The following is a 13,167-nucleotide window of genomic DNA, read 5'->3' on the forward strand; positions in this document are numbered from 1 at the left end:
AATCTTAGTGCGCTAACCGCACTTTGCCTGTCAACAGCTGCTGCATCATGCCTTGCTTAATATCTTTAGTTTTGTCTAAATGCTGCTGCAATGCCTGAATCTCAGTATCCATATCAGAGAGAATAGTGGCGATGGCGGTTTGTTCCTGCTTAATCGGTAATGCAACTGTGAGTTTTTTAAGTTTTTGAGCTGATAATCCAGGTTGAGCAGATGATTCAGAGTACTGATTGAGGTTCATTCTATTAAGCACATAAGCTAGCCATTTATAATTACAATCATCTATTGCTGTAGCAACTAAAGCATGTTCGCTCGCAAAAAACTTAGTATTCACATATTCGACATTACCGCATAACGCACCTTGACGGCCTACTAAAACATGCTCGCCATTTTTGTTGAAAGTTGAGGTATATCCTCGTAAACCATTACCGCCATAGCAGGGAAATTGGTCATCAGAATTAATATCTTTTGATGTTATTGTTTCCCCACTTTTAAGTTCAATAATTTGACCTAATTTTTTTACACCCCAATCCTCAGGAATTCTTCCCAATTCAGTCTGTCTAAACCCTTTTGGATTGCCATCTTCACGAGTAGCAAACTCAGGCAAGCGTGTTTTGCCAGTGAGTAGCTGTTGCATCGTGCCGATTTTGATGGCTTCTTTTTTCGCGATCAGCTTTTCTAGCGATTGGATTAAATTATCGACATCAGATAGGGCGGTGGCGATGGCGGTTTGTTCTTGGATTGAGGGCAAGGGCAATGGTGTCGCATTGCAGTTGTCTTTGTTTAAATAGGGCAGCGCAGTCTTAGTCGCTGCTCCGTGAAAATAACTTTCTTGATCCTTTAGCGCATACATTAAAAAATAGTTATCTATTTTTTTAGAAGGCAAAAATGCATGGAGCTGTTGATTGATGACAATATTAACGCCAGCGATTGCAACCAGTCCCAGCTCGCCCACGCAAGACATAATCACGGATCCTGCCGGTACGATTTTAGAGCCAACAGTTTTTGCTACTTCTTTTGAAATTTTTAACCCTGAGCGCGAAAAAAATACCGCTCTACCATCAATCAAGTCTGGAGTTGTTATCCAAGGAATATCGCCATCAAATTTCTGAGGTTTATTTCGACCAGGAACGATAAAATCACAGACATCTTGAACTTTAATCGAACCCCAATCCTCAGGAATAACGCCAACCTCAGTCTGTTTATAACCCTCAGGTAATTTAACCTCACTCATTACGCCACTCCCATCGCTTGCAGATGCGCTTGTACTTTTTGACTTAATGTCTCCACCTCATCTACGATTTGCGATAAAGGCTCAGCATAACGCTCATCCAGCTCCTTAATACGGTTGGCAAGCTGGGCAGTGATGCGCTCAATCTCATCTTCGATACGCCCTTGTAGCGTGGCGTGCCATTTATCATCAATCAATAGCGTCTTGATAGCCATTTCATCCAAAGTCGGATAGTGCTTAAATACTGCTAGATCTAACGCCTCTTGCGCTTCTTTTAATACCTTTTTAGCATTGGCTTCTAGCTCGAAGTAAGCGAGCAGTTGCTTGAGTGCCTCGATTTCATCGCTATCGGTGGCCAGCTTGAGACGTGCATTGACGCTCGACTTAGTAAAGCTGCCTTTGTCCGTAGCAGCATCTGCTAGTGAGCCTTCCTCATCGCCATGCTCTTCCGTATAGTCAGCTATGGTACTCGAGGCAGTATCTAGCTCGGCTTGCATTTCATCGATATGGGCTTGCTCATCGCTATAGTAGCGGTCGATGATGAGCGCAGGCGGAATCAGCTCGGCTTTATATTTCACCTTATTGATAGTCAGGTCAGGCTCTTCTTTAAGCTTTTCACCTTTAGCCACGACCAACTTGCGCAGCTGTGCGCCTACTTGCCAGCCATCTTGACTAATAGCATAGATGTCGTCCTGCAAGCTCTCACTCCAGTAGTCCATCAATATTTGATAGATATCATATTTATCGAGAAGGGGCGCTATTTCGTAGCGCTGTAGCAAATCTTCGCTGATTTTATGAATAAGGGCTTTAGGTCTATCGCCTTTGGTGATTTCACTCAGCTGGATAGCTTGCCACCAGTCATTGAATGGCGTTAAGCTTTGCTCAGCAAAGGCAATAAACTCAGGATGAGCCAATACCGCTGCTTTGACCTCAGTCGATGCCACGAGACACTCGCGGTAACCATCACGTAAATCAGAAAATAGCGTCTGGCGTAAGGTAGGTAGTACTTGCCAATAAGACTCTAGAGAGTCGATGTCGGCAACAGGGATACCGCCTTTTAAATGCGCGGTCAGATCATGCTGATCTTCATCGATACTGGCATCGATATAGCGAGGAATGTTTAAGTTATAGTCGTTATCAATGATTTCATCTAATTCAACCATTCGGCTATAGCCTGTTAGATTGATTTGAGAGTTAAAGACATCGACGATTTTGTGAATATCTTGGCTACGTAAGCGGTTTTTATTGCCATCTTTCATGTAGCCGCGGCTGGCATCTATCATAAACAGACCCGCGTCACCTTTTGCTCGACTCTCTGCAGTATTTTTATCTATCACGATGACACAAGCAGGGATGCCTGTACCGTAGAATAGGTTGGCTGGCAAGCCGATGATGCCTTTAATGTAGCCTTGCTTGATTAAGTTCTGGCGGATATGTGCTTCAGCGTTACCACGGAACAGCACGCCATGGGGTAGAATCACTGCGCCAACACCAGTGCTTTTTAAACTTTTGATGATATGTAAAAGGAAAGCATAATCACCGTTCTTCTCGGGCGGAATACCCCAAGTGAAACGGTCAAACTCATCAGACTCCGGGTTTAAACCACTGGTCCAGTTTTTATTACTAAACGGCGGGTTTGCCACGATAAAATCAAAAGTCTTAAGCTGACTGCCTTCTACAAAATGCGGGGAAGATAGAGTATTGCCTTTATAGATGTCAGCGCCTGTGGCCCCGTGCAATATCATGTTCATCTTCGCCAATGCGGTAGTCGCGAAATCCATCTCTTGACCATAGATAGTCAAGCCGTTTGGTGCTTCATCACTAACCTTTAGCAGTAGAGAACCTGAACCGGCGTATCCGTAACATATTATAGTGGTGACATGACATTAGCCTCTTAAATACAGGCCATTTACGCCTAAATATTATGTCACCATGTTAGTTTTATTAATGGTGACATAAGCAATATAATGTCACCAACAGTTAAACGTAATAAGTATTTCAGGCTGGGTCATAGACAGTTGCGTCTAGTGGTGTATTGTCATCTACACCGATAATCTTCGCTAGAATACGTGACACTTCTGATGGCGTATAAAACTGCCCCTTTGACTTACCTGATTCGGTGGCGAAATGACGCATCAGATACTCGTAAGCATCGCCCAGCAGATCATCACCATCAGCACGGTTGCCTGATAAATCCAAACCTTCAAATATACCAATCAGCTTAGACAAGCGGTCAACGTGCTCTTTGCCTTTGCCCAGTTTTTCTTCGTCGTTGAAGTCAGCCACGTCAATGACACCACGCAGGCCATTGGCTTCAGCCAGCTTAGCGATAATCTTGTCGACCTTTTCGCCGATCTCTTTGTCACCTTTCAGCGCCACCATGTCATCGAAGCTACCACCTTCTGGTACTACGATATCGCCAAAGGCATCGTCTTTATATTTATCAGACACGTACTTCATAAATAGCATGGTCAATACGTAGTCTTTGTATTGGCTGGCATCCATGCCACCGCGTAGCTCATTGCAACTTGCCCAAAGGGTAGAATAAATCTCGGTTTTCTTAAGTGCCATAGTTATAAGTCTTATGATTAGAGGATACTTTATTAAGTGAAAAAATTATCGAAGAATGGTATCACATTACAGCTTGTTTGCTTGTCATATAGACTGACCTAAAGCGTTACTATATATAAGCTCTAGTCTAGCGTCAGTATAGTTAAGATAAAAGACCATTAAATAGTAATAGAGAGTCACACGTCATCTAATGTCGTAAGTGATCAGCGGTAACTTAAACTATAGTTACTCTACAATCAACAATATCAAGACATGTAGCTATTGATTCTCAAATTTATCTATTATTTTCTAGATATTAATTGTCAATCATTAACTAGCCATTTGTTTATGTTACTATTTACTTTTTGTAAGTTACAGTTTGTAATAGTGAATGTGGCCTGTAGTCATGGATGTTTTTTGACGTAAATATTGGTCATAGGGTTGAGGTTCTTCTAATTTAGCTATATTTGGACTTGATAGGCTTAGTAATAGAGCTGTCAATCTTTTATTTGATGAGATAGGTGGTATTGATGGATTTGTTAGGTTTAGCTCAATTTTCGCAAAAGTTCTTTATTTTGCCACTATCGATGTGTGCCTTCGTTTTGATTATCGGTACAATCTTTTATTTTAATTACACTAGACCTGCTAAATTACTGAAGATCAGGCTATCAAAGCTGGCTAGCGATTTAGAAAAGCTTGATAAAGAATCTATGACTGATAAAGATTCATTAGATGCAAGCTTTACCGATGACCCTGCTTTGAAACAAGCTTGGTTAAATTACAAGCACACCTTTCATAATGTTTATGAAGTGGTGGACGGTGAAGATACTCTAGCTCATTCACGTGCAACTGCGCCTAGCGAGATATTTTTCTCTGAATCAGTTGTAGTTGACGTACCCCTGAAAGTAGAATTTTATAAACATTTACCCGGTATGATTACCGGTATTGGTATTATTGCGACCTTTATAGGCTTACTATCTGGATTATTAGCATTTGACCCTGCGGGTAATCCTGACAAGGTTCAAGATAGTTTAGATTTGCTGCTAAACGGGGTTGCCGAGGCCTTTATGGCTTCTGCAGTAGCTATTCTCGCAGCTATGGTTATCACGTGGCGTGAGAAATCATGGCTTAGACAGTGTTATGCACAGTTACAACGACTGAATACCGCCATTGATAATGCCTTCACTCCTGATGATAGTGGTGAAGAATATCTAGCCAAGCTACTTAAATCATCTCAAGCAAATGAGGCTAATGCTCGACAACTTAAAGATAGTCTGGTTAATGATTTAAAAACCATGATGACTAATTTGGTCGAAGAGAATAAAAGAAATCAAGCTGCCTTTGCAAGTCAATTGAGTGAGTCTTATGCTAAAACAAGCCAGTCGATGGCAACACAGATTGGCGAGTCTATTACAGATAACTTGCAAGGTCCTTTAGATAAAATTGCCTCGAGCGTGCAGCAGGTCAGCGGTGATCAAGGTTCGGCTGTGCAAGAACTTATGACTGATGTCCTAACCGCATTTATGAGTAAGTTGGAAACGACATTCGGTGGTCAAATGACAGGTATGAGCGACATGATGACTCAGTCTGTTACGGCCATGCGTGAGATGCAATCTGGTTTCTCTCAATTAATTACAGATATGCAAACTAACAGTGAAGTGTCGACTAAAACTTTAGAAACTCAAATGGCAAAAATGATGGAAGATATTCATCAAAAGCAAAATGAGATGTCTACCCAAATGAACGAAATGGTAGAAAATTTATCAGCAGGTTCGGCTAAGATTGGTGATCAGGGGCTATATGCTGTTGAGCAGTTAAACAGTAAGGTTTCAGAGCTTGTATCGGGTTTAGGTACTTCAATGTCAGAGTTGCTATCAAGTGTCGCAGAGCAACGTATCGAGCAGGATCGCCAAATATCAAATAACCAACAGAAATTGCATGAGCAGTCGTCTGTAATGATTGATAGCTTAGGCAGTGAAATTAAAGAGCTCATTACGCATAGCAAAGAAGCCGTTCAAACTCATAAAGAAAACATCCAAAAACTCTCTCAAGTGACCACCGATAGTATCACTGGTATGAATAATGGTGCAGAAAGAATGCGCTTGGCTGCTGAGCAGTTTACTACGGCTGGTAGCTCGCTAAGCGCAGTGACTGGTAAAACATCAGAACTTATTGCACAGGTTAATACGACTTCGACCAATATGACTAGTGCAAGCAGTAATCTGATTGAGTTGATAAGAGATTATAAAAACTCTCAAAACAGCGTTAACCTTGCAATTGAAACACTAGAAACTCTCATTCAGCAGTCAAAGTCTGAAGCTGGGATGAGTAGTCAAATGCTTAATGATATGCAGAATATGACTACAGCTTTAAGCCAAGTGAAGATGGAGATGCAAGAGTATTTAGCAGAAGTTAGTGATGTTCTAGTGAAGAGCTTTGATAGTTTTGGTACTTCCGTTGAAAGTAGTCTAAATCAATCGCTATTGTCTTTTGACAATACACTTGACCAAGCCGTTAAACGTCTTGCAACAGGGGTAGAGGGTTTAGGTAATGTGGTTGAAGACCTTGAAGATCTTACGCAAAAAACCAGACGCTAATTTTGGAGTGTATCGCTAATGATTGGTAATAGGTACGCTAAAAAACCTCGTTCGAAGGATGAGGGTGAAAAGCCTTTCTGGATCTCATTTGCTGACTTAATGACAGCGCTAATGACGCTTTTTTTGGTAGTGATGGCGGTATCTTTAATGGTAGTCACTAAGAAAATTAATGAAGCAACCCAAGCGGAGAAAGAACGCAGTTCAGAGATCTTAGATATCTGTACTAGTATTAAAGACGACCTTACTTTAAAGAATCAGCTCATCACAGTAGACTGTAGAGAGAACCGTATAAATTTTGGTGAAGCAGGTCGCTTTGGGCATAATGATTACCGATTGAACTCAGAGGGTATACAGGCTCTAAGTGCTTTGGTGCCTGTTGTCTTGGAAGCTGCCAACAGTGAAAACGGCAAAAAATGGTTTAAACAGATTGTGATTGAAGGTTTTACAGATACTGATGGTTCATACTTATATAACTTGAATTTAAGTTTACGTCGCTCGGAATGGGTGATGTGTAGTTTATTGGATCCCACATTTAACCAAGAACTCACTTTAACTAATGAGCAAAAAAACCAAATCAAACAGCTGTTTCTAGCTGGAGGTGTTTCATTCAATGCGGCAAAAGACAGTAAAGAGGCTTCACGTCGCGTAGAACTACGGATGCAGTTTTATGGCTTAAAAGAAAAAGACAGTGCTGAAGCGCAGCCAATTTTTGTTTCAGCCCCTATTGAAACCTGTCAGTTGGCAAGGTGAATGTGATGAGTATAGCTATTTTAAAGCAGAGGCTAAATCAAAGTATCGATAAGTTCTCTGAACCGGCCCAGTTGCATAACAAATTTGCTAGACCGAATAAACTAATTAAGACCTTAGGCCTTATTGAACGTAAGTTTGATGATATGGAGAATGCCCAGCCTATCGAAGAAAAAATGGTTAACTCAATTTTAAAGTTAGAAAAGCATGGCACAGACTATCTAACAAAGCGCGATTGGAAGAACCTAGCTTGGTCATTAAGTAAGAAACTGCTAAGTTATGAGGATAAAATACTTTTCACCTTTATAGGTGGCCAGCTTATTGAGCAGTTTAGCAAAATGGAGCCTGAGTCACTAAAGCCTATTTATTTCCCGCTGTTGTACGGTTATTTTGCAGTAGAACAAGACGAGATAAACAAACGACCCAATAACTGGATTCAGCTCAGAAATATCTTAAATAACAATCGCTCTACATTATTTCAGGCCACGCTTAAGCCTAAAAAATGGCTTACCACGTTAACTGCTCATCCTGAAGTACTCTCACTAGATCCTTCAAAACGATTCATTCGTGATTTTTTACAGAATAGCGATGACAGCAGAGTCAGTAATCAGTTAGAAAGTTTGAGCATTGCACCAAACAGCTGGTTTTGGGACAGTTTGGTCAACTCATCTATCAAGTCTGTTAAGACCATGAAAGAAGAGGATTACTTTAAAGTGATTCCACGTTTTTTACTGCTATTAGAAAGAAATCCTATCTATACCACCGCTATTCTAACAGCTCTACTTGAACGCTATGCTGCTACCTCAAAGCGCGCGGTAGTACACGGAGCTTTAAAGCACGTCTGTTTGACGCAATGGGATAATCCGCAATACGACTCATCAGCAGGCTGGCGGAATGTCAGTTCAGACACTAAAAAAATGGTGATTCAGTGGTTTGTCCGAGCCGACTTAGAGGCTTTCTTTAAATTATTCAGCCAAACAGCTGATGTCGACCGCTTTGATTATTGGATTAAATTTATTGATAAAATCTCGTTTTCTCAGATATTTTTAGGCCCAGCAGCCGTGCAATCTAGACATGCTGAGCATAGAAAGTTCAGAGAGCTTAATCATGGCAGATTAAAAAATATTACGGGTTCTACTCCTAGTAATAATGCTTTTTTACTAAAAATTGATAACGTCCATATTGTTGATTTTTCAGATACTGGAAATGCTTGCTATGGATATAGTGATTTACCTTTTAATCTTAGTAAGAAAAACATAACGGTTCATGAATTAAAGAGCAAACAGCATTCAATATTTAAAAGTGATTCTGGTCGAGCAATGAGTTTGAGTCATTCAGGAAACTGGGAAGCAAAATTTGATGAAAAACTCGCTGAGTTGGGCGTCTTTGCAAGCCAATCCAGTAGTCTAAAATACAAAAAACGTTATTAAAGAGCTGATATGAAACTAGCGTTCTGGAAAAGAAAAAAATCCGTTGAGCATGCTTCTGAAGAAGATGCAGTAGAAAGTATTCTGCCTTTACAGCTGCAATACGATGATATTGGCTTAAAGCACTGCTATACATCTGCAGCTAAAACGGATGCAGATTTCTATTGGGAGAGCTTGGCTGACGAGGAGGTTGCCTATCAGTCAGATGATAACTATATCTTACCATGGGAAGAGCTTTTTCAGATCCGACAAGACTCTGAGCATGATGGCGTTATTAATCTGCTCAACCTGCCGTTATCAAATGATTTATACCCAGTCATTCGTAGTGAAAATGGCCTCAGTGATTCGAATTTCCAAATTATTTTAGATGGCTGGTGCGATAACAACAAGGTTAAATTCAAAGGCTCAGTCAAGCGTACAGGAGCAATCATTAGTCTTGCTAGTAAAGAGCATCTGTTGAGTGAGGCAACTTGGAAGCTATTAGAGAAAATCAAAGAATTCTCTCGTGTCACGGATAAAGATAAATCATTAAACCAAAAGTATTGGGCGCAAATACGCAGTTTAGCGAATAAAAGTGAGGCGAACTTAGATGAGTTTCTGCGTAAAACCATCGTACTTGCCCCAGAGCAGCTTCAACTTAACCTTCGTAAAAACTTAGTTAGTACAGAGTCAGTGATAGAGGTACAGCCTGACTTTAAAGATTCACCCTCAAATTGGCTACAAACTTTTGATAAATATAATGACGTTCAAAACGAATATACGATCAGCTTACCAGAAGGTGGTTTGGCACACGTTATCATCGATCCGCAAGTTAAAAATGTGCTTAATGAAATTAAGAAGATGCCAAATCGTCGGATAGCTGGCGAGCGTGCACAGACGTTTTTACATAATCCTTTTGCTCAGTTAGGAGAAGATGCCGTCGAGGTTATCTCTTCAGAGGGTTTTGAGCAATCCAAAGAAGAAGCAGAAATCTATAGCTATCGTTTACTAATAGATAAAACTTATAATGAATTATCACATTTTAGTTTGGCTCAATTAACATTGCATGAAAACTCGAGTCGAGAACAAGATCCTATTCTTTTGGAACTCTCAAATCTAGAGCAAGCTCAACATTTTATCGCAACTTATGAGCGATCATCACCTGTTTTCTTATGGGCGGGCTATAGTATAGATAGAACAAACTACTTAGATAACCAGATGGAAGAGCTGAAAAGCGATCTAGAAAAAATTCAACAGTATGATGATGAATTGCAAGCTAAAACAGTGCTAGATTTAAGCAATTACAGCGATAGAGTGATTGGTATTGGTGAAGCTGAAAAACTGAGCTCTGAAGCCATTCAAAAAGATAGTGGTGAATCCGAATGGTTACCACAGAATTTTATTGATGAATCAGCCAACTTATCCCAATTCCCTTTCGAAAATACTGATGCCAGCACTGAACTGCTTGAGCAACGTATCCAGCATGCAGAAGCAGAAGGGGAGGATTTTGTTCTACACCCAGACAGTAATGTATCTATTGGCTTAGAAGATGCAAAAAACTTACTTGATGAGCTTCGTGAGTCAAAAGGTGAGGGCACAGCTGAAAACGATGTAGAACAAGAGCAGCCAGATATTGATGAGAAAAAGAAAAAATCCACCTTATTAATTGCCAATAATATCGATGAGGCTGACTTTACTAAGAAGAGAGCTGAAATTCTGACTTTTGATGAAAGTAATCGCCCTCCGGCCAGATTGCCCTCAAGTTTTAGAAGCCAAGAATTTAGTCTAAAAAAGCATCAAGAATATGGTATCGCTTGGCTACAAAACTTATATCAGTATGCGCCAATTCAGGTAAGTGGTTGCTTGTTAGCGGATGATATGGGATTAGGGAAAACGTTGCAGTTACTTTGTTTTATTGGTGAGTATTTAGAAACCACAGAAGATAAAAAGCCCGCATTAGTCGTAGCGCCAGTTTCTTTATTGGAGAACTGGGAGGCTGAAATCAATAGATTTTTTAGCGCAAAGTTTGGCAAGGTTCTAAGCTTGTATGGAGATAACTTAAAACAGCGAAAAATACCGAAGCACTTAATATCCTCTCAATTAAGAAATGATTACGGAATAACGAATTTGCTTGAAGAAGGTTGGTTAGATGGTGCAGATATCGTATTGACTACTTATGAAACCATGCGAGACCTTGAGTTTTCTTTAGGAAGAGTAGATTGGAGTGTCATGATATGTGACGAAGCCCAAAAAATAAAAGTGCCTACTGCAATGGTTACTAAAGCCGCTAAAGCACAAAAAGCAGACTTTAAGATCGCTTGTACAGGTACACCTGTAGAAAACTCACTTGTTGATTTATGGTGCTTGTTTGATTTCATTCAAGAAAATCTAATGGGTTCGCTTAGTGAATTTAATAAAGAGTATCGTCGTCCTATTGAAAAGAAAGACGATGAAGACAATACGATAATAGATGAGCTTCGTCAATTGATAGAGCCACAAGTATTAAGACGTATGAAGCATGATGTCGCTGAGTTGCCAGCAAAACACGAAGTTAATGATTGTAAAAATATTGAAATATCAACGCTGCAACGCACACTCTATAAACAAGTATCAAATGATTATAGAAGTTTATCTGAGCAAGGCCACAAAGGCGTTATGTTAAAAGCGTTACATGACATGCGAATGATTTGTGCTCATCCCCTAAAGTTCCAACAGCAAGCGAATATCAATGATTCGCCTAAAGCTGAATGGTTAATAAAGACTTTAGAGACCATAAAACAAAAAGATGAGAAGGTAATTATTTTCACTGAGTTTAGAGATATTCAAGTCTTTTTAAAACGCCTTCTCCTTGAGCGATATGGATTAAGCGTTACTACAGTGAATGGGGATTCAAATACTAACAGTAGAGTAGGCTTAACTCGACAGGGCATTATTGATAAGTTCCAAGAAACGGATGGTTTCAATGTGATTATTTTATCCACGGTGGCAGTGGGTTTTGGTGTGAATATCCAAAAAGCTAATCATGTGGTCCATTATACACGAAGTTGGAACCCCGCTAAGGAAGACCAAGCAACCGATAGAGCCTACCGAATTGGGCAAGATAAAGAGGTTTATGTGTACTATCCATCTATTGCAGCAACTGATTTTGAGACGTTTGAGATTAAACTGGATAAGCTACTATCAAGTAAGCGTAGTCTTGCTGATGATATGTTGAAACCAAACGTAGAGCTCACTCAAGAACTGATTCAGTCGATTTATTGATTATAGTGGTTGTTTAACTGCCTCATTATGGTTGGAGACTCAATATTCTGAGAGTGTATGACCATACTGAGGCGCTTCACATTACTTTTTACCAAGTCACCTTACCACCCACACTACCCAAAAATCGACTGACAGCTTCTGATACATCCGAGAGAGAGTTTTCCGTGACATCGAGCTGCTCCAATGCTTTTATATTGGTAAAACTATCAGGCAAACTTTGTAGGCCATTATGATAGAGCCCAAGACTTTTTAATTGATGTAGATTGCCTATAGAGCTTGGCAGGGTTTTGAGATCAGAAGCACGTATCTCTAGTTTTTCAAGGTTTGTTAAATTACCAATACTATCAGGCAAAGCTTTCAACGATTCATTGGCATATAGCTCAATACTAGTAAGCTTGCTTAGATTGCCAATAGCGTCTGGTAACTCCTGAACCTGCGTTCCTCTCATATCAAAACTGGTAAGCGATGATAGATTACCGAGCTCATCAGGAAACCTCTCTAAGCTTTTTGAAAAAATCTTAAGCGCTTTGAGGTTCTTCAGTTTACACAGTACTTTCGGGAACTCGATGAAAGCACAGTTCATATACACCAGTGTCTCTAAGCTATCTAGTTGGGCAATCTCTTCTGGCAGTTCATTAAAACCTCTGAGTCTAAGGTATCTTAAATTCTTTAAATTGCCGATAGCAGCTGGCAATGGCTCAGTGGACTCACTTTCGCTTTGTAGTACTGGTTTATTATCAATATGGCTATAACTCGTCGATTTTCCATACCCCAAATCCAGTCGCTCTAACTGGCGCAACGCTTTAGGTTCACGAGGGACAGTGCTGTCAGAGCTGCCTGCTATATTATGGTTATCAATCCAGTCCCATATCTCTGTCATCCAGCCTTCAACGCGCGTATCTTGATTGCGAGTGGTGATGTTATCTTGGTTGGTTTTATCGCTATATGCTGTCATAAGGTTACCTATTAATACCTGTTAAATAATGATGGTTAAATGAGGTGAGTGCATTCAAATTTTTATTTGGTTTTATTGTTATGCGTCAAACTGCAAAATAGTTGGGCACAGTAATAAAACCAAGGTAAGCCATATTTTTAACAAAGCTTGGTATACCAGTGACTGATAAAGATTTATAAAGCGGTTTTATGGGTTTGCTTAAAAAAGCGGAATAGCACAAAGCGCTCATAAGACTCAGTAGCTGAGTATGAGGAGAATGATTGAGAAGTATAAAGGTTGGATGTAACTGACTAGAAGTAGTCATAAAGAAATCTCCTGTTGCTCTGTCTGTGTCAAATTGAAACGACACAGTCACCTTACAGAGCGAAAAGGAGTTGTGCGTTTTACCAGTCTTTGTTTTTCATCGCGCTGGAAGTAGCGGTA

General features: G+C 40.1%; 8 protein-coding genes and 1 pseudogene. 4 read left to right on the forward strand and 5 right to left on the reverse strand.

What is annotated here, in order from left to right; all coding sequences use genetic code 11:
- Window positions 1-4 precede the first annotated feature (4 nt).
- The 3 genes and pseudogenes from AK823_RS05350 to AK823_RS14315 form a co-directional block, all read right to left on the reverse strand.
- Complete coding sequence (locus tag AK823_RS05350; protein WP_068327016.1) at window positions 5-1,231, reverse strand: restriction endonuclease subunit S; 1,227 nt, start codon at window positions 1,229-1,231, stop codon at window positions 5-7.
- The gene (locus AK823_RS05355; protein ID WP_343286420.1) at window positions 1,231-3,099 is read right to left on the reverse strand and encodes an N-6 DNA methylase; all 1,869 of its coding nucleotides are present in this window, start codon (window positions 3,097-3,099) and stop codon (window positions 1,231-1,233) included. Before AK823_RS05355 ends, AK823_RS05350 begins: the two co-directional genes overlap by 1 nt.
- A 133-nt stretch (window positions 3,100-3,232) precedes the next feature.
- Window positions 3,233-3,799 (reverse strand): annotated as a pseudogene (locus AK823_RS14315) (type I restriction-modification system subunit M N-terminal domain-containing protein); the annotation flags it as partial.
- A gap of 509 nt (window positions 3,800-4,308) precedes the next feature.
- Between AK823_RS14315 and zorA the strand changes: the two are divergent.
- From zorA to AK823_RS05380, 4 genes are read left to right on the forward strand one after another with little or no spacing between them, the layout of a single operon-like run.
- Entirely contained in the window at window positions 4,309-6,375 is a 2,067-nt protein-coding gene (gene zorA / locus AK823_RS05365) for an anti-phage ZorAB system protein ZorA (protein WP_068327022.1), read from the forward strand.
- 18 nt (window positions 6,376-6,393) lie between these two features.
- Window positions 6,394-7,125: a type I Zorya anti-phage system protein ZorB1 gene (gene zorB1, locus AK823_RS05370; protein ID WP_068327024.1), complete on the forward strand. Its 732-nt coding sequence runs from the start codon at window positions 6,394-6,396 to the stop codon at window positions 7,123-7,125.
- Between the two features lie 5 nt (window positions 7,126-7,130).
- The gene (locus AK823_RS05375) at window positions 7,131-8,552 is read left to right on the forward strand and encodes an EH signature domain-containing protein (RefSeq protein ID WP_068327026.1); all 1,422 of its coding nucleotides are present in this window, start codon (window positions 7,131-7,133) and stop codon (window positions 8,550-8,552) included.
- 9 nt (window positions 8,553-8,561) lie between these two features.
- Complete coding sequence (locus tag AK823_RS05380) at window positions 8,562-11,789, forward strand: DEAD/DEAH box helicase (RefSeq protein WP_068327030.1); 3,228 nt, start codon at window positions 8,562-8,564, stop codon at window positions 11,787-11,789.
- Window positions 11,790-11,877: 88 nt separating this feature from the next.
- Here the strand turns inward: AK823_RS05380 and AK823_RS05385 are convergent, their stop codons facing one another.
- Together AK823_RS05385 and AK823_RS14050 are read right to left on the reverse strand one after the other, a co-directional pair.
- Entirely contained in the window at window positions 11,878-12,744 is an 867-nt protein-coding gene (locus AK823_RS05385; protein WP_068327033.1) for a leucine-rich repeat domain-containing protein, read from the reverse strand.
- An 85-nt stretch (window positions 12,745-12,829) separates the two neighbouring features.
- Window positions 12,830-13,048: a hypothetical protein gene (locus AK823_RS14050; RefSeq protein WP_149031844.1), complete on the reverse strand. Its 219-nt coding sequence runs from the start codon at window positions 13,046-13,048 to the stop codon at window positions 12,830-12,832.
- Window positions 13,049-13,167 lie beyond the last annotated feature (119 nt).

Origin of the sequence: Psychrobacter sp. P2G3, assembly GCF_001593285.1 — a bacterium.
Classification (GTDB): Bacteria; Pseudomonadota; Gammaproteobacteria; order Pseudomonadales; family Moraxellaceae; genus Psychrobacter.